17 protein-coding genes are annotated in these 18567 nt (G+C 43.7%); 13 read left to right on the forward strand and 4 right to left on the reverse strand.

Annotated elements, in window-relative coordinates; translation table 11 throughout:
- The first annotated feature begins 18 nt into the window (after positions 1-18).
- From E4K67_RS20985 to E4K67_RS21015, 7 genes are all read left to right on the forward strand, one after another.
- Complete coding sequence (locus E4K67_RS20985) at positions 19-1323, forward strand: DUF362 domain-containing protein (protein WP_135550282.1); 1305 nt, start codon at positions 19-21, stop codon at positions 1321-1323.
- 34 nt (positions 1324-1357) lie between these two features.
- Complete coding sequence (locus E4K67_RS20990) at positions 1358-3745, forward strand: 3-hydroxyacyl-CoA dehydrogenase/enoyl-CoA hydratase family protein (protein WP_135550283.1); 2388 nt, start codon at positions 1358-1360, stop codon at positions 3743-3745.
- Positions 3746-3756: 11 nt separating this feature from the next.
- Entirely contained in the window at positions 3757-4914 is a 1158-nt protein-coding gene (locus E4K67_RS20995) for an acetyl-CoA C-acyltransferase (RefSeq protein WP_135550284.1), read from the forward strand.
- A 591-nt stretch (positions 4915-5505) separates the two neighbouring features.
- Positions 5506-6804, forward strand: a complete 1299-nt coding sequence (locus E4K67_RS21000) for a methyl-accepting chemotaxis protein (protein ID WP_135550285.1) — start codon at positions 5506-5508, stop codon at positions 6802-6804.
- Positions 6805-6886: 82 nt separating this feature from the next.
- Entirely contained in the window at positions 6887-7366 is a 480-nt protein-coding gene (locus tag E4K67_RS21005) for a spore coat protein (RefSeq protein ID WP_135550286.1), read from the forward strand.
- A gap of 222 nt (positions 7367-7588) precedes the next feature.
- The gene (locus tag E4K67_RS31610) at positions 7589-7774 is read left to right on the forward strand and encodes an SHOCT domain-containing protein (RefSeq protein WP_199242613.1); all 186 of its coding nucleotides are present in this window, start codon (positions 7589-7591) and stop codon (positions 7772-7774) included.
- A gap of 12 nt (positions 7775-7786) precedes the next feature.
- Positions 7787-8086: an SHOCT domain-containing protein gene (locus tag E4K67_RS21015; protein WP_135550288.1), complete on the forward strand. Its 300-nt coding sequence runs from the start codon at positions 7787-7789 to the stop codon at positions 8084-8086.
- 98 nt (positions 8087-8184) lie between these two features.
- Here E4K67_RS21015 and E4K67_RS21020 read toward each other — a convergent pair whose 3' ends face one another.
- Complete coding sequence (locus tag E4K67_RS21020; RefSeq protein ID WP_158408537.1) at positions 8185-9216, reverse strand: CAP domain-containing protein; 1032 nt, start codon at positions 9214-9216, stop codon at positions 8185-8187.
- 226 nt (positions 9217-9442) lie between these two features.
- Between E4K67_RS21020 and E4K67_RS21025 the strand changes: the two genes are divergently transcribed.
- The gene (locus E4K67_RS21025; RefSeq protein WP_135550291.1) at positions 9443-9883 is read left to right on the forward strand and encodes a HutP family protein; all 441 of its coding nucleotides are present in this window, start codon (positions 9443-9445) and stop codon (positions 9881-9883) included.
- A 146-nt stretch (positions 9884-10029) separates the two neighbouring features.
- Positions 10030-11583 (forward strand): histidine ammonia-lyase, encoded by a 1554-nt coding sequence (hutH, locus tag E4K67_RS21030; protein WP_135550292.1) that lies wholly within the window; start codon positions 10030-10032, stop codon positions 11581-11583.
- A gap of 244 nt (positions 11584-11827) precedes the next feature.
- Here the strand turns inward: hutH and E4K67_RS29865 are convergent, their stop codons facing one another.
- On the reverse strand, positions 11828-12268 hold the full coding sequence (locus E4K67_RS29865; RefSeq protein ID WP_158408538.1) for a hypothetical protein: 441 nt from the start codon (positions 12266-12268) through the stop codon (positions 11828-11830).
- Positions 12269-12575: 307 nt separating this feature from the next.
- Here E4K67_RS29865 and E4K67_RS21045 point away from each other — a divergent pair, with 307 nt between their 5' ends.
- From E4K67_RS21045 to E4K67_RS21055, 3 genes are all read left to right on the forward strand, one after another.
- The gene (locus E4K67_RS21045) at positions 12576-12920 is read left to right on the forward strand and encodes a metal-sensitive transcriptional regulator (RefSeq protein ID WP_135550296.1); all 345 of its coding nucleotides are present in this window, start codon (positions 12576-12578) and stop codon (positions 12918-12920) included.
- A gap of 99 nt (positions 12921-13019) precedes the next feature.
- Positions 13020-15773, forward strand: a complete 2754-nt coding sequence (locus E4K67_RS21050) for a heavy metal translocating P-type ATPase (RefSeq protein ID WP_135550298.1) — start codon at positions 13020-13022, stop codon at positions 15771-15773.
- A gap of 156 nt (positions 15774-15929) precedes the next feature.
- Positions 15930-16130 carry a CopZ family metallochaperone gene (locus E4K67_RS21055; protein ID WP_135550300.1) on the forward strand — a complete coding sequence of 67 codons (201 nt, stop codon included), beginning with the start codon at positions 15930-15932 and terminating at the stop codon, positions 16128-16130.
- A gap of 176 nt (positions 16131-16306) precedes the next feature.
- Here E4K67_RS21055 and E4K67_RS21060 read toward each other — a convergent pair whose 3' ends face one another.
- Together E4K67_RS21060 and E4K67_RS21065 are read right to left on the reverse strand one after the other, a co-directional pair.
- Positions 16307-17710: a cbb3-type cytochrome c oxidase subunit I gene (locus tag E4K67_RS21060; RefSeq protein WP_135550302.1), complete on the reverse strand. Its 1404-nt coding sequence runs from the start codon at positions 17708-17710 to the stop codon at positions 16307-16309.
- Positions 17707-18102 carry a c-type cytochrome gene (locus E4K67_RS21065; protein ID WP_135550304.1) on the reverse strand — a complete coding sequence of 132 codons (396 nt, stop codon included), beginning with the start codon at positions 18100-18102 and terminating at the stop codon, positions 17707-17709. The genes E4K67_RS21060 and E4K67_RS21065 overlap by 4 nt, the downstream gene beginning before the upstream one ends.
- Positions 18103-18235: 133 nt before the next feature.
- Here E4K67_RS21065 and E4K67_RS21070 point away from each other — a divergent pair, with 133 nt between their 5' ends.
- Positions 18236-18433 carry a hypothetical protein gene (locus E4K67_RS21070; protein WP_135380422.1) on the forward strand — a complete coding sequence of 66 codons (198 nt, stop codon included), beginning with the start codon at positions 18236-18238 and terminating at the stop codon, positions 18431-18433.
- Positions 18434-18567: the final 134 nt, after the last annotated feature.

Raw genomic sequence — 18567 nt, forward strand, 5'->3', positions numbered from 1 at the left:
AGAATAGGGGGTGTATCGATGGCTAAAGCAGCACCTGTTTCAATTGTAAAAGTAACAAACGTCTACGAGTCACTTCAGGAAAGTTTGCGTTTAAGCGATGGACTAGCGGATTTGAACACCCAGGATAGGATCTTGATTAAGCCCAATATTGTTAGTTGGGATTTTGACCTACCGTTTCCTCCCTATGGCGTAGTGACTACCAGTGTTGTGATCAGTGCTCTCGTACGCATCCTGGCTGATCATGGTTTTAGAGACGTAACCATTGGCGAAGGTGCTCTTCCAGGATTAAGCCCTGATGGAGATGTCGTATACGAAACTTTAGGATATAGAACATTGCAAGAGCGCTACGGCGTCAAACTAGTGGACTTTAACAAAGGAGAGTTTCTGTCCATCGATTATGGCGATGGCCTTATGCTTGATATTGCCAAGCAGGCTATAGAAGCGGACAAGATCATTAACGTCCCTGTGTTAAAAACGCACAATCAGGCTAAAGTGTCTTTAGGAATTAAAAATCTTAAAGGATGTCTTAATAAAAAGTCGAAACAGTCTTGCCATGGCATAGGAGATCAGGAACTTAGTCGTATGTTTCCCCGTATCATTGATAAGCTACCTGTGGCTTTGACCATTATCGATGGACTTTATACCCTGGAAAAAGGCCCCGGACCTACGGGAAAAGCCTTTAGGAAAAATCTATTAATTTCTTCTCGTGATCCGTTTGCCTGTGATCTGGTAGGAGCGGCCATCCTCGGTTATCAAGCTAAAGAAGTGGCTCATTTATGCAATTATGCTCAAAGCCACGGGCGCAGTTTGGAATTGGCAGATTATGAGGTGAAAGGAGAGAACGTGGCAGATCACCAGGAATATGTAACGTATGATTGGGAGTGGTCCGAGGAAGATACTGGACCAGCTGGGTTTGAAAAGCGTGGCATCACAGGGCTGGCAATCCGTAAGTATGACAGTAGTCTGTGTACGGGTTGTTCGGTACAATATAATCCTATGCTGATCCTTCTTTCTTCAGCATTTAAAGGGGAGCCTTTCCCAAATGTCGAGGTAGTAAGTGGCAAGCAACATTTGGCAGCCAACAGTTTTGACAATACCGTGCTCTTCGGAAAGTGCGCCTGCCACCTTAATAAGAATAATCCCAATATCAAAAAGGCTATTCCAATCTGGGGATGTCCACCTGATTTGGAAAAATTTGTTGAGTTGTTGGCTAAAGAGGGCATTGAATGTGATTATAAGGAGTATGTACGCTTTCGTCACTACTTGTTCGGTCGGTATAAGGAAAGTGAGGGTTTCAGTCTCGCCGACTGGTCAGTGAAATAACGATACGCCCAACAGAAATGAGAGGAGGATGGAAATGCAGATTTATAAAGTAGCGGTATTAGGGTCAGGTGTTATGGGGAGTACCATTGCTGCCCATTTGGCCAATGCAGGAATCCCAAGCCTATTGTTGGATATTGTCCCTTCCAAACTATCGGCGAAAGAAGAAGCCGCAGGACTAACCTTGGAGGATCGTTCGGTCCGAGACAGCATTGCTCAAACTAATAAAGGGAAATTATTAAAGATGAATCCCGCTCCGTTTTTAGTCCCAGAGTTTGCGGATCGAATTGAGGTTGGGAACCTAAGTGATGATTTAGGGCGTTTAAGCGAAGTTGATTGGGTGATTGAGGTTGTTGTAGAACGTCTTGACATCAAAGTAGATCTCTTTAAAAAAGTTGCGGCGCAGGTTCGCCCAGGTACGATTGTTACTTCTAATACCTCGGGGATTTCTTTGCAATCTATGGTTGAGGGGCTCCCAGAGAGTTTCACACGGTATTTTCTAGGGACGCACTTTTTTAATCCCCCGCGTTACATGAAACTCTTAGAAATTATCCCAGGTCCCGATACCGACCCAAACGTCATCAGATTCCTCTGCGAATTTGGGGAGAGAGTCTTGGGCAAAGGTGTTGTCATGGCCAAAGATACGCCCAATTTTATTGCGAACCGGATAGGGGCCATCGGTTCACCAGTGATTCTTAAAGAAATGTTGCGTACTGGGTTAACCGTTGATGAAGTGGATGCCTTGACGGGACCCGTTATGGGACGCCCGCGGAGCGCATCGTTTCGGACGATAGATCTCGTTGGCTTGGATACGTTTATCCATTCGAATAATAATGTAGCTAATGGAGTGCCTTCGGAAAAGGAGAACTTTGTTTTACCTGAATTTATCCAAACTATGCTGACAAATGGGTGGTTGGGCGATAAAACAAAGCAAGGCTTTTACAAAAAGTCCAGAGGTCCTAAAGGTAAAGTTATTGAAGTACTAGATATTCAATCCATGACCTATGGTCCACAGAAAATTGTAGAATTTGCTTCCTTAGAAAAAGCAAAAGCGGCAAAGAGCCTGCCAGAGAAGCTTCGAACCTTAGTTAGCGGAGATGACATTGGGGCAGAGTTCGCTTGGAATGTTATAAAATCATCTCTGCTTTATGCAGCCACGATAGTTAAGGATATTGCTGAAGATATTACTGGAATCGACGAAGCTATGCGTTGGGGCTACAATTGGGAAATGGGTCCGTTTGAACTATGGGATGCACTGGGAGTCAAAGCAACTGCGGATCGTATCGTCTCTGAAGGTGGCACACTGCCCCCGCTCGTACAAGAATTACTAACTAAGGGTCATAAAAGCTTCTATCAGAAGAATGATGCAGGACAAACTTCTTACTATGATGCTGGAACCTATCATCAAAAAGCAGTAAGCCCATACACTTTCTCGATGAAACGAGCTCATCAGGAAGGCAAGGTCATCTCGGGCAATGCTGGTGCAAGTCTGATTGACCTCGGAGATGGTGTAGCGTGTTTGGAATTCCACTCACCGAGTAATTCCATCGGAGCTGATATTCTTAATATGATTCATAAGTCGTTAGAAGAAGTCGAAAAAAATTATCTTGGGCTGGTGATCGGTAATCAAGGAAAGAATTTCTGCGTGGGCGCAAACCTTATGCAGATCCTCTTAGAAGCTGAAGAAGAAAATTGGGATGAACTAGATTTCATGGTGCGTGCATTCCAGAATGGGACCATGGCCTTGAAATATGCCAAGAAACCAGTTGTTTCAGCTCCTTTTGGAATGACACTTGGTGGTGGTGCGGAAATTTGTCTCCACTCGCACGCTATTCAAGCCTCTTCTGAGACCTATATGGGACTTGTTGAACTGGGGGTGGGTCTAATTCCTGGCGGTGGTGGAACCAAGGAAATGGCTGTTCGGGCGATGGAAGGAATTCTTCCGGGCGTGCAAGTTGCACCAGATTACTTCTTTGCTAAGCGGTTCGAAGCGGTTGCGATGGCCCAAGTGTCGACAAGCGCAGAAAAAGCGCGTCAGCTTGGTTTCTTGCGTGACCATGACAGATATAGTATGAGTCCTGAGCATATAATTATGGATGCTAAGGCACGGGTCATCGACTTGGCTCGTAACTTCCGGCCTAATTTACCAACCAAGGTTAAAATGGGAGGGGCTGGAGTTCGCGCCACCTTGGAAGTGGCACTTTATGGAATGCGCCAAGGCAATTACATTTCAGAGTATGATATGTATTTAGGCAAAAAACTTGCCTTTGCCATGACCGGTGGGGATCGGCCAGCAGGCATGCTCGTGGATGAGCAATATCTCTTGGATGTTGAACGTGAAGCTTTTATGAGCTTACTTGGTGAACCAAAGACCCAGGATCGTATTCGATACATGCTCGCTAAAGGTAAGCCATTACGGAATTAGGGGGGAAAAGCATGCAACAAGCCTACATTATACAAACTAAGCGTACGGCAATTGGAAAATCGGGGAAAGGGTCCTTGGCCCAGGTTCGTCCAGATGATTTAGGTGCGTACGTAATCCAGGATATTCTCAAAAATGTCCCTATTCTTAAAACGAACGAGATTGATGATTGCGTTATTGGCTGTTCTTTTCCAGAAGGAGAACAGGGGATGAATGTAGCTAAAATCATGGCTATGCGCGCTGGTCTTCCGATTGACGTCCCGGGTGTGACCATCAATCGATTCTGCTCTTCAGGGCTTCAGGCAATATCCATGGCAGCTGACCGGATTCGCTTGGGTGAAGCGGATATTATGATTGCTGGCGGAGCAGAGAGTATGTCCTTGGTTCCAATGGGTGGAGCTAAAGTGGCACCGAATCCCTTTATGATCGAGAACTGCCCTGAAGTCTATCTGTCGATGGGTATAACTGCTGAGAATGTGGCTAGAAAATATGAAGTGACCCGTGAACAACAAGATTCCTTTGCGGTCGCCAGTCATCAAAAAGCGTGGGCTGCCCAGAGCAGCGGGCGCTTTGATGATGAAATTGTGCCCGTACTTCTTCCTAGTTGGGGAAAACCGGGGGAACGATGGTTCAGTAAAGATGAGGGGATTCGTCCGGAGACCACGCTTGAATCATTGGCAAAACTCAGACCCGTTTTTCTCAACGGGGGCATGGTCACGGCAGGGAACTCGTCTCAGACTAGTGACGGTGCGGCAATCACTCTACTGATGTCGGAACAGAAAGTTAAAGAGCTGGGTCTCAAGCCGCTAGCTGTTTGGCGTGGATTTGCTGTCGCTGGTGTTGAACCAGAACTGATGGGTATTGGGCCAATTAAGGCCATCCCTAAAGTGTTGCAACAAGTTGGGTTAACTCTTGACCAAATCGATCTCTTCGAATTGAACGAGGCTTTTGCTTCGCAATCGCTGGCGATCATTAAGACATTGGGCATCGATCCAGCTAAAGTCAATCCTAACGGCGGGGCTATTGCCTTCGGACATCCACTGGGTTGTACTGGGGCAAAACTCACGGCCACCCTGTTACATGAAATGACCAAACGCAAGCTGAAATATGGGATGGTAACCATGTGCATCGGTGGCGGCATGGGAGCTGCTGGAGTATACGAGTTACTGTAGGGTCTTGAAAAGTGTCTTTTTCCAAATTGATTCTCGCAGCATAAAAGTTATAAATCTGGGGAGTAAGCTATTTTAAAGTAAGTAGAATGAAGCCAATAGACCATCGCCTTGTGAGGCGAATGGCCTAGAGGGCTTCATTCTACTTAACGTGAATTATGAAGAAGAAGAGTTGACGAAAAATTAATTAAATATTCGGAACATATATTACGATACTAATATTAGAAGTACTAGTTACAGTGAACTCGTTCAACTAAAGTTGAACGTGACGATAGCCTCCGGTACGATAGTCTCCGGTGGAGAGTATCGCCGAAGCAGTGCTCCCTAAAGGAATACCTACCGGCGTAGGATTAGTATCGCCGAAGCCGTGTTCCCTAAAGGAATACCTACCGGCGTAGGATTAGTATCGCCGAAGCCGTGTTCCCTAAAGAAATACCTACCGGCGTAGGATTAGTATTGTCGAAGCCGTCTATCCCAAAAGGAACACTTCGCGGCGCAGGAGGAGTCTACCCCACACCGAATCAAAGTGCGGAGTAGCACTCCCACTTGTAGAATTGGGGGTCTGAAGATTGGATGAAAGGAGCTGGGATTATTATGAAAGGTAGCGTAGGGAAACCTAAAGTTGAGAAGGAAGATGGTATTAGTTTAGGTAAGTATCTAGGAAAAACATTAGCGATAGTTGTTCCTTTGGATGCAGCTATGGGACTTGTCATTGCTTTTGCTATGCAGCTTGACAGGTCAAAAACCGTGACCTTATTTATTTTGTTTTTACTAGCAGGCATACTCATAGGGGTTCTTGCTACCTTGAAAAACTATCGACGCTTTGTTAAGCCTATTTATGTAATGGAACAAGGAATTATTCAGGTAGCTCAAGGAGATTTGACGCAAAGAATTGAAATTCTAAAGAATAGCGATGTTGCTGAATTAGGGCATGCTTTTAACCTTATGATGGAGAACTTCACAAGTATTATTCAAAAGATTCGTGAGATGGCAAATTCCTGGGTTATTTCGTCCGAGGAATTATCGGCCAGTTCTGAAGAAGTCACAGCGACGAATAGTAGTGTTGCCGACTATACTAGCCAAATGGCAATAGAGTCTCGAAACCAAGCTCAAACACTCCATCAGATGAAAAAGATGGTCATAGAACTAGCGAATGCTGCTCAAATGATCGCTGAAAGGGCCTTATCTGTTTCCCTGGAAGCCGTAAACGCCAAAAAACATTCAGAAGAGGGATTAACTAAGCTTTCAGTAATTATAGCAACTATGCAGGAAACAAATAATTCCGTACATGAGTCTGTGCAGACGATTGAGGATTTAGCTAATCAATCAAATCGAATCGGGTCTATAACTGAAACCATTTCCCAAGTAGCGCAACAAACGAATCTATTGGCTCTCAATGCAGCGATAGAAGCAGCCCGGGCAGGCGAACATGGTAAAGGCTTCGCAGTTGTTGCCGACGAAATCCGTAAGCTTGCGGAGAATGTAGCCTCTTCAACCCGAGAAGTCACCGAGATTACCACTTTGATCCAACATAGTATTAATTTCGCTGTTCAAGGAATGATGCAGACGGATTCTAAGGTCAACGAAAGTGTGGTTTCAATACATGAGGCACAGGAAGCTTTAACTGTTATTGCGCATGCTACGAAAGCGGTGTCCGTTGACATTTCTGATATCGCAGCGTCTAGCGAGCAAATGCTGGGTAGTATGGAGGAGATGAAACTATATGTCAATACGGTTATCCAAGTTTCGGAACAAGCAACTGTAACTGCAGAAAATATTGAAGAGTCTGCTACGGAAGTGTCGACAACGATGCAAATTGTAGCAACCTCAGCCCAGTCCCTAGCGCAAAACGCAATTCTCCTTCACCGAGAATTAGAACAATTTAAGGTTTAGGCTAGGCTCGAAACTGTATTTAACTACGCATAGAATTGGAATTATTGTAGACAATATAAAGCAAACAAGGAGGTGCTTTATTTTGCCACTGCAATTATCACAAAAGGAAAAATCGTTGTTGATGGATCAAAAAACTCATGAAGAAACCTGCGTCGACAAATACACAAAGTATGCTAACCAGGCCCAAGACCCCCAATTAAAACAGCTCTTTAATTCGTATTCGGCTAAGGAGCAAGAACACTTAAATACAATAAATCAGATTTTGGGTGGTCAGGTACCCAGCGTTGGCGGGCAACAAAACCAAGGTCAACAATCAGCTGGTGGAACTCAAGCTCCAATGACCTCTGCAGTGCAAGGGAATTATAACCAAGAGGATGCTAAACTTTGTAAAGACTTGCTCATGACAGAAAAGTATGTATCTGGGGCATATAACACGGCAATCTTTGAATTTAGAGACACAAATATCCGACAGGTCTTGAATCATATCCAGAAAGAAGAGCAGCAACACGGAGAAGGGATTTTCCAATATATGCAAAGCCAGGGGATGTATCAAGTACAGTAGTTATAATTCTCATGTTAAATTCAAAAAGGGTAATAATCTAAATATAGAAAGAACTGTTTCTTTAATGAAGAAACAGTTCTTTCTATATTTAGATTATTATTAGAGAATTTTTGTAATCTTAACGTGAAACTCACAATATATTCACCTATTTAGCATAAGAGATCTGTATACTAAATGTAGGTCATGATAAAGGGCGAATAGATCAAAGAGAGGATGTTTGAAATGTTTGGTTTTCTAATAGTACTGTTGTGTATCGGTGCATATTTTCATTGTAAACAAAATGGTTGTTGCCATCCACATACTCCGAAAAAAAACCATCGAGATGCACTCGACATAGTTCGAGCACGCTATGCTCGGGGGGAAATTAGCAGTGAAGAATTCAATGAACGTAAAAAAACTTTAGAATGAGGGGGATAAAAAATGATGCACGGTAGTGGACATATAATACGCGGATTTGGCCATGGTTTCATGGCCAACGGACAATATGGGTCGATAGGATTGATCTTTTTTGCTTGTCACTTAATTTTCTTGCTTGGAATAATTGTACTCGCAGTAGTTCTCATCCGTCGCCATAGTTCTAAAGTTCGTTTGATGCAAAAGCAAAATGATCCAGCTTTATTGATCCTGCGTGAGCGATACGCTCTAGGGGAAATTGAAACCGAAGAATTTAACCAAAGAAATCTTGATCTTTCCCCGAACCCTTCAGCCGTTAAAAGTTAATGTTTATTAACTTTTCTTCATAATGGAGTATCAAGAGAGATGTGACCGAACGTATTGTTTGTGATTACATCTCTCTTGATATTTATAGAAGACTTGCATCAGAGTTTAATCACAAATTGAGCAGCATAGAAAGTATCCTTCGGGTTAGTGTCGGGAGCGATTTCAACCGTTATATAGTCAAGGGAATGGGAGTTGTATAAAGGGACGGAAATTGAGAAATTACCTAGGTTATCTACATTGAGATTCTGTACAGAGACCTTCCCCAAGGGGGTGGATATATAATAACCCTTGCCCTGTGGCTTAGCATAAAAATGAAGGTTATCCCAAGAGGGATCAGCGTAGGAATGGGTTTGCATAAGTTGTTCTCGGGTCGTTGGAAGGGGAAGTGGTTCCCAAACCCCATAAATTCCTTTGATCTGATACCCTTTATTGATACGTCCTTTTAGGGTTACGGTTGAACCTGGAGTTGCGCTAGAGGGAAGTGGATCTATGACAGAATAATGATTAGTAAATTCTTGGGCCATGGCTACCCCGAATTTTCCCACATCAATGGCTATTCCAACCCCGGTGTGATGAGGATCTAAAATGTTCTGTCGATGTCCATCATTGGGAGGGAGTTCGTTGACCATGGCTGATTGATGTTCAGCAACGATTGTTTTGAGTTGTTCTTTCGAAACCCCTTGAAAGCCACCTTCCAGCCAAAGAGTCACACTTTCGTTTTCTTCGACCGCATCAAGTCCACCCGCCAAGGTATAGCGCCGCTGTGGCTTTTCTCCATCCAATCCCCAGTGGCTTATATATCCGTTATTAGCTTCTTCAAGAACATGTTGGCGGGCCGATTTGGCGGCAGTTTCATCCCAACTGACTAAGGGGAGACCTACTTGCCGGCGGTCGTCGTTGATAAGTTCAACGACGATTTGTTCGACCTGAGTAATATCTGCTTGCGTGGCTTTAGATATCGAGGAAAGCGGTAGAGGGAGGCCAATTAGTCCTTGCGGAGTCTGCGCGGCATTAGGTTCGTTCTGAGTCTGAGAGGGAGTATCGTTGTTCGGTATGGGCCATATTTTATTGCAGCCTAGGTTTAAGATGAGTAAATTTAACGATATTACCCAGATAATATGTTTGGGCACAGTTATCCCCCTCTAATTTGATTAATTATCACTACAATAACCTACTTCTTCAAAGAATGCCACATAGCTTCACCCTAAATTAAAAAGCTTATGGTAAGCGGGAAAATATTTATATTGAAGCCTAGGTGTTTCTCGTCTATGATAGGAGTAGGGTCAGCTTCAATTGCAAGAGTGATGTGATCAGAGGCTGGCATAGGGAAAAGATTCACGTGACCAGGGGGGTATTATGGATCATTGTTCATCTCTAGGAAAAACTGCCTTGTTGATTGCTATGGCCGAAGAAAATGAAACTGAAGACTATGTGTCCAGTGCAAGGGAAAAAGGGTTTGAGGTTGTGACGGGTAAGGTGGGCTCAATGGATGTTCAAAAGGTCATCGCGGCAGTTGAAACTGCAGCTAAACGCGCGAGTCTCATTGACAATAACTATCGCTCTCAACATGCTCTTTATCACGCGATTCTAGATGCATTGCAAGGATTAGGACGTGGGCCGCTTCAACTCGGAAATGTTTTGCGCACGGTAGGACTTCGCTTTGCGGTTGTCAAAGGTCCCCGTACACTTGAAGATTTAAGTGACCTCTGGATTGCCGTAAGTATGTATGGGATGATTGGAGCTCCAATTAAAGGTCACGAACATGAAGTTTGTGGATTAGGAATTAATCATTTGTAAGGTTATCCATTAAAAGAAATTTTATTCCAAAGTAAATTGCAATAAAATTGGGTATGCTCAGAGTTATTAGATATTAGAGGGCTAAGCTGTAGACGAAGGTTTATGGCTTAATCCTCTTTTTCATTGCTCATAGAGGAGGGGAAAACATGAGCGCAGTAGGGAAAAAGCAAATGGTTACATTAGATGGAGAAACACTCACCTTAGAGCAGGTGGTTGCTGTGGCACGGTATGGTGCTATAGCAGACTTGGATCCAGAGGCCAAACAAAAGGTCCAAAGATCCAGAGAATACGTAGACCAGCTGATTGCGGGTAACCAAACTGTTTATGGGATAACGACAGGCTTTGGGATGTTTAGTAATGTCTTAATTTCTAAGGAAGATGCCAAAAAACTTCAACGTAACCTTATCATGAGTCATGCTACGGGGGTGGGGGAGCCTCTTCCTTTAGAGGTGGTAAGGGCGATTTTACTTCTTAGGGCAAATGCCTTAGCGAAAGGGTTTTCGGGCATTCGACTCTCTACGCTGGAAACCTTACTTGAGGTGCTTAATTCGGGTATTGTCCCAGTGGTACCTGAAAAGGGCTCGCTGGGAGCGAGCGGGGATTTAGCACCCTTGTCCCATATGGTTTTGGTCCTGCTCGGTGAAGGGGAGGCGTTTTATAAAGGGCGGCGGATGAGTGGGCGGAAGGCCTTAACCCAAGCGGGGATAGAGCCTGTTGTACTTGAAGGAAAAGAGGGTTTGGCTCTAATTAACGGAACCCAGGTTATGACTGCGGTTGCTGCTTTGGCTGTTTGGGACGCCGAGAATTTATGGGAGTCTGCAAATATTACGGCTGCTTTGTCCTTTGAAGCCCTTGAGGGAATTCTTGATGCGTTCGATCCGAAAATTCATATCGCCCGTCCTCACAAGGGGCAGATCGAAGTGGCTGAGCAAATCCGCCTTCTCACGGAGGGAAGTACGTTTGTAGCCCCTAAACAACATCCCAGAGTCCAGGATGCTTACGCACTGCGCTGTGTTGCCCAAGTTCACGGTCCTTCGGGGGAGGCTGTGGCTTATGTGAAAAGGGTAGTGGAAATTGAGATGAATTCAGTGACCGATAATCCCTTGATTTTCCCTGAACAGGGAGAAGTGCTCTCAGGCGGGAATTTCCATGGTCAACCTATTGCTTTAGCGATGGACTTTCTGGGGATTGCAGTGGCGGAACTCGCTAATATTGCCGAGCGTCGCTTGGAGCGCTTGGTTAATCCAAATTTAAGTGGATTGCCAGCGTTCTTAACGCCTGATGGAGGATTGAATTCAGGGTTTATGATTGTACAGTATTCTGCGGCGTCGCTTGTTTCAGAAAATAAAATATTGGCCCATCCGGCTAGTGTTGATTCGATCCCTTCCTCTGGGAACCAAGAAGACCACGTAAGCATGGGGACGATTGCAGCTCGTAAGGCGCGCAGTATCATAGAAAATGCAGCGCATGTTTTGGCGATGGAACTTTTGGCGGCATGTCAGGGCGTTGATTTAAGGACAGGGAGCGGGGAACTACAGCTCGGGAAGGGAAGTGAAGGCGCTTACCGACTTGTCCGGTCAAAAGTAGCAACGCTCGGAGAAGATCGGGTTATGTACCCAGATATCCAGCTTGCTAAAGAGTTGGTTTCTTCGGGGAAGCTAGTTAAGGCCGTCCGACGTAAATTGGGGGCAAAAGCTTAAGGATGGCCTGAAACAAAGGGCTGATGAAGTTCTCCAGACGATAAGCAGCAGAAACAAACTGCTGAATAATTTGCTGAACAAATATTTTATGCGTTGGTTGAGAAGACAGAAATCCTCGACCAACGCATTTTGTTTTTGCTCTAATTCGCATCCTATTGTCTTTTGCGATTGTTCTTTTCACAAGATCAGGAATATTGAATTTAAATATCCCTGATGTCGAATATTTTACTAATCAGGCCATGATTTAGGTAAGATGCATTTGAACTAAGTATTTTTTGAACAGTAACCCTAGTGTAATACCATACACTAAAGAACCAAATATGTGAACATAGTAATCACTTATGGGGCGAATATCGATATATTCACCTTCAACAGTAAGCGTAAACATGAGTTCGAAAAATACCCATGACAATGCTCCGACACTTGCGCTTTTGATTGTTAGATAATCTGTCCCTATTTTTTCTAGAGAATAGTAAAATACTATACCAACAAACCCACCGACTATGAAATTTACAATCAAACCAATAATTGTTGTAGGCCTATTAAACGTGATGAGGAGACTATCCAGCTGATAAATACTGTACTTTCCGATACCAAAAAGTAATAATAATCGAGTCAAAGCCTCAGAGGGCACAGTAGATACTGCCCCTATAATAGCTGCTATTAACGGTTTATCGTATTTCAAAAGAATTCCTCCAGTAACTTTATTATTTCACTATTATAAGCAATTTGTGTTTTCTAATACATAAAAAACCCGAGCAACAACAGTAATGATTTGCATTACTTAATTTGCTTAAAGATGCAAGACAATCCCCTCTATCAGCGGATTCCCAGCACTTTAATAACGAAGCGCTTAGCGCGGAACTAAGAAGCCACTATGTATATTTTATCGAAACAGAAAGAAGGAGAGTGTCTAAACGATGGGAAATGGCAAAACCATTCTTGACTTATAGCATAGGGGGGTATACTATACGAGATAGAGGTGATTGATTATGAGTTTAGAAGAAAAAAAAGTTCATTCATGTTCAGTTTGTCAGAATGAAGGGGAGAATCAAGGAGAGCGAACGAGCCACCATGACGATAAAACAATTAAAGAACTCGTTACCCGTATGAATCGCATAGAAGGACAAATTAGGGGCATAAAAGGTATGATCGAACGTCACGTTTATTGTGATGATATTTTAAATCAAATCTCTTCAGCTCAAGCTGCGTTAGATGGAGCTTCCCGATTGCTCCTGGAAAAACATATGAAATCATGCGTTAAAGATCAACTCCAGGCCGGAGATGAACAGGTTATAGATGAGGTCCTTAAAACAATTTTTCGTATGACTCGCTAAGGATATTCTTTTATGGGTATAGGGAAACTAGGTCTATAAGGGCGAGAGGTGCCTTGAAAACAATATCAGAGTCAGAGGCGCCTTGGGGAGGGATAAACGATGACGGAACAAGCAATTCTAGAAGAAAAAGTAATTCAAGTCTATGGCATGAGCTGTGAGCATTGTGTCAACCATGTCACTAAGATCTTGGAAAAATTTCCGAGTGTGGAGCATGTCCAGGTGTCTCTAGCAGAATCTAAGGCCAGCTTCGACTGGGATCCATTGCAGGTTAACATGGCTGATATTCGGAAAGAAATTGAGGAAGCAGGTTATTCATTGGAAGAACCTGCTGATGAACAAGTAGATCAGGAAAAGACGGAGAACAATTCAAAGAATCTCGAAAAACTGGAAGATGTAGCAGGTGTGAACCTCAACTTAATTCCTATTAAATCTGTGATATCTGGCGCGGAAACGCAAAAACAACAGTTAAAAATCAGTGGTATGTCCTGTGCGAATTGCGCTTTAACGATCGAGAAGGGTCTCAAAACGATGCCTGGGGTTAAAACAGTGGCTGTCAACTTTGCATCGGAGAAACTTACTGTGGAAATTGATCCGTCTGTGGTAAAGGAACAGGATCTCTTAGCTAAGATCAAAGACCTAGGGTACACTGCTCAAAGCGAAGACAGCGGAAAGCAACAATTTAAAGTGGATGGTATGACGTGCACAAATTGTGCCCTAGCGATTGAGAAAAAGCTGGGAGGTACACAGGGAGTACAAAAGGTTGCTGTTAACTTTGCCAGTGAAACGGTTGCTGTTGAGTTTGATCCAGGTCTTGTTACTATGCAAGAAATCTTCGATCAGGTGCGGGATGCTGGATATACTCCAATAGAAAACAAGGCTGAAAAGCAAGATGATCATACCGCGCTCAAACAGCGAAATTGGCTGATTTTCAGTGCAGTTCTATCGTTACCGATTATGCCACTCATGTATCTCCCCATGGGGCGACCTGTGATGTATACGATCCTTGCTATGGCAACCCTTATCCAATTTACGGCCGGTTGGACATTTTATCGAGGTGCTTACCACGTCTTGAAAAATCGTTCCGCCAATATGGACGTCTTGGTTGCCCTGGGGATTACAGCTGCTTATGGATATAGTCTGATGACGACGTTGCACATGTTTTTTCCAACACTATTCTTCGAAGGCCCTAATTTCTTTGACACTTCAGCCTTGCTGATTACCTTTGTTCGTTTTGGAAAATACCTCGAGGCAAAGGCGAAAGGGCGGGCTGGCCAGGCTTTAAAACGACTGTTAGAGTTACAGGCCGATAAAGCTCGGATGCTTGTTGACGGTGAAGAAAGGGAAGTAGCTGCCTCAGACTTGAAGATTGGCGATATTGTAATCGTTAAATCTGGGGAAAGAATACCCTTGGACGGCGAGATTGTTGAAGGACAAGCCAGCATCGACGAGGCGATGGTGACGGGGGAATCCATTCCTGTTGACAAAGGAATGGGTGATCCAGTGATCGGTGCTACGATCAATCGGTCTGGAAGTATTAAAGTAAGAACGACTAAGATAGGTAAGGATACGGTACTTTCTGGAATCATCAAAATGGTGGAGGATGCTCAAGGGGTTAAACCTCCGATTCAACGGCTTGCGGATACGATTTCCAATTACTTTGTGCCAACCGTTGTCGCTATCTCACTGATTACCTTTGTGGTTTGGTATTTCATGTTGCAGAGTACGTTCGTTTTTGCCTTCACGGCTGCAATTGCTGTTTTAGTGATCGCTTGCCCCTGTGCTTTGGGACTGGCTACACCTACAGCTATTATGGTGGGTAGTGGGATAGGATTAAACCGTGGTATCTTATTTAAGTCCGCTGCTGGGCTCGAAGGGATTGCTCACCTGCAAGTGATTGGCTTTGATAAAACTGGGACGTTGACCAAAGGAAATCCTGAAGTAACGGATATAATACCCTATGCTTTATATTCAAAGCAGGATGTTCTCAAAATTGCCGGTGCAGGTGAAAACCCCTCCATTCATCCCTTGGCCCAGGCGGTCGTCGCGGAGGCTAAGAAAGAACTGCTTGCGATTCAAGACGTGACAGATTATAGCGAAGAGGGCGGTTATGGTGTTACTTGCGCCTTTGAAGGACAGACTCTGCTGATTGGAAACATTAAGCTGATGCATTTACACGACGTAGATGTTAAGGAAGCTGAACAGGATTTTGAACGCCTAGCTGAAGCGGGGAAAACAACCAGCTTTGTTGCTCTAGGTGGTCGGGTGATTGGGCTGATCGCGCTGGCGGATGTGGTTAAAGAGAGTACCAAAGAGGCCATTGACCGACTGCATCAGTTAGGTTTAAAGACCTTTATGATCACCGGGGATAATAAAAAGGTCGCTCATATGGTCGGAGAACAAGTTGGGATTGACGAGGTTATTGCCGAAATCTTACCCCAAGACAAGATTAATATTATCAAGAAATACCAAGATCAAGGGTTTAAGGTGGCGATGGTGGGGGATGGGATTAATGACGCCCCAGCCTTAGCCCAATCCGATATTGGAATCGCCATCGGTTCAGGGACGGATGTGGCCAAGGAAACCGGGGATGTGGTGTTAGTTCGCAACGACCTCCTTGATGTGGAACGGGCTATTCGCTTAGGGCGAAAAACACTCAGCAAAATCAAACAAAATCTTTTCTGGGCCTTGGTTTACAATACTATCGGTATTCCGATTGCCGCGGGCGTCCTGTATCCTTTAACTGGGGAACTTTTACCTCCTGAGTGGGCAGGGCTGGCTATGGCCTTCTCGTCCGTATCGGTAGTAACCAGCTCTTTGATGTTGAGAAGGTATGACAAACGATTAGAGAGTTAGTTTATATAGTAAGAGAAAATTCTAAGAAGCGTAGCAAGTTTTCCTCTACTGGAAATCATAGGGTACCATTTGAGGAGAGAATACAAAAAAATACTGAAGTTTTTCGTCTGGCTTCCGGCCTCTGACCTCTGACTTCTGCTAAGCGAGGTGAAAAAAATGAGCCAAATCATACTAAAGGTTGAAGGAATGACTTGTAACCATTGTAAAATGAGAGTTGAAAAGGCGCTCCAAGGGGTAAGCGGTGTTGAAAGCGTTAAGGTCGATCTTGCGGCCAAAGAAGCTGTTATAACGGGTGATGTGGAGCGTGATAATCTCGTTAAGGCTATTCAAAATGCTGGGTATAGTATTGTAGAATAAATTATTTCTTAAAAATTAGGTGGCGCCTGCCTTCAGGTGTTGGCGACCACCTTAGTTACACTTATATTCCCGGAAAATATGTAACAGAATTATATTTTCTGATGCATCTAAAAGAACCACTTGGCGGTTTTTTTAGATGTATCAGAAAATATTTGTTTTCAGGTGCCTATTTATTGTTATTTCAGCGTTGTTTTTTTCCAGACTTTGTATACTTGCCTTCCGAAAATTAAATCCCCTAAGGTAAACAATGAGCCGCCTAGGGCACGAATAATTAGGTAGGGCTGAATTAGAGCGTGTACATCCACAAAATCCATTCCAAGCATTCTCCAGAGGTATGCTTGGATAAATCCAGCAATAATTAAGGAAAGACCCATCGTTAGAAGGCCGATATTGAGAAGAAGAATGGCTATGACCCCTGTTTTATAGTCTTTTGAAGTAGGCTCGCTTCCTTGAGATAAAACGTGGTAAATCCCTCCGAGAACTAAGAAGCCTAATGCTCCAAATAAAGCGAGATGAGCGTGACCTGAGGTTAGGTAGGTGCCGTGCATATATAGATTAATCTGGGGTACTGAGATTAACAAACCGAGGAGTGAGGCTCCGATCAGATTGTGAATTAGACTACTTAGGATAAACCATAGGGAGAGTTTTAAGCGAAGGTTTAATTTGGGATGTTTTTTCAAGCCCTTGTAGGTTAAGAACACGAGCAAAAAGACTGGAATCACTTCCGATATGCTAAAGACAAGTCCAAGTAATAACCAATAGGCGGGAAAGCCAATCCAATAATAATGGTGAGCGGTACCGAAAAAACCGGCGACAACGGTCAATGTGGCTTCGAGGTAAAGCCAGCGCTGCATCTCAGACTTACTCGCGATTCCCGTTAAAACATAAAAATAACTGATAAAGCCCGCTGTCGTTAATTCAAAGGCAAGTTCTTCCCAGAGATGGACTAACCAAAATTTCACAGCCTCATCGGCGATGGGATTTTGATAAGTGAATATATTTGGAATGAGGAATAGGAAGAGTGAGCAAATCCCCGCGGTTGTGATGGCAGCAGCGGGGGTGATTCTAGATTTGGCTGAGATCAAGGTTCGCAGTAGGTTGTATGCACCTAAGGCAATGCTTAAGGAAATGCCTAGATAAATGAGAGGGAGCCCTTCAAAGTATTCTCGGCCGTTTCCAATTCGGAGGCTAAGTGTCGCATAAAGAGAAAAACTGAAGAACAGCACAAGCCAAAGTTGCCAACGTGCGATCTTCGGTGAATAGATGTCTGATTGAACTTCTTGCACCACTGAATAGTAAGCAATTCCCATCGTACCAATCAAGGGCCAGAGAACGGCTAATCCTAAATGTACGGCCCTTCCGTACTCAAAGGGAATTGGTGAAGGGAGATCAGGAATAATCAAGTCAACAGCTCCCAGTAAGGCAACAATCCCCTGAAGGGTAAAGAGGGATACCGCAGCAAGGCAATATCTGCGGGAGATTTGCTGTCCATAATAGCTTGTTGCATTGGACGGGGACGTAGCCGTACCTCGCCTTTTTTGATGACCAAATAGCTGATGAACCCATTGAGAGAGTTTCATATGTTTTCTCCCGATTTACGTGCCTTCGGAGGCCAACCAAGCGTCGGTATTTTATCAAGAAATTTAAAATATTGAACTAGTTTCTCGGCTTCATCTTGACTTAATTGAGGGTGAAGTCGCTTATGATTAGGTCTCATGACAGGAGGCTTAACAAAAAAGTTTATGAGCTCTAGAGAAGATCGTTTGTTTATAATATGGGTGAGGTCATCTCCATTATATCCACCGTTTCCGAAGAGAGCGTGACAGCTGATACAGTTGTAATCTTGCCATACTTGTTTACCCTGTGTTGCTTCTTGGGGAATAGGATGCGGAAGCTGTTGAGATTGCCAACTCATAAGGGCAAACCCTCCGAAAGATAAGGCGCTAATGATCATAAAGCTTCTTAACTTCATGGTGGCACCTTCCGTTTCAGTATTATTTTACCAATAGTAGCGTAACCAAAACAAAGGGTGTTTTATTCTGAAATTATCCTTTGGATCAGAATGAATCCATTTTCTTTGGATAAACTACATTCGAGGTGATAATATGCCCAGAAATGATGGCAATAAAGATAAGAATGAAGATTTAAAGAAGATAGAACTAACCCTTCGAAACATCCATAAAAATGAAGAATTCTTGGCTGAAAATGCAGGGGAGCTTACATCACACCAAATCAAGGATGTTAAAGCACATCTGGCTTCTAAGAAAAAACACCTTGAAGAAACGGATGGAACCATTAAATAGGAGCCTTAGGGCTCCTATTTTCATCCGATTATAAAATGACTGCACAAGTACAGTAGTGGGAGTATACTCAATCACCGTAACTTAAATTGAATAAGTTTGCTATATTTTCTAAGCTATAAAATGATATAATGACG

It is taken from the genome of Desulfosporosinus fructosivorans, assembly GCF_004766045.1.
GTDB classification, from domain to species: Bacteria; Bacillota; Desulfitobacteriia; order Desulfitobacteriales; family Desulfitobacteriaceae; genus Desulfosporosinus; species Desulfosporosinus fructosivorans.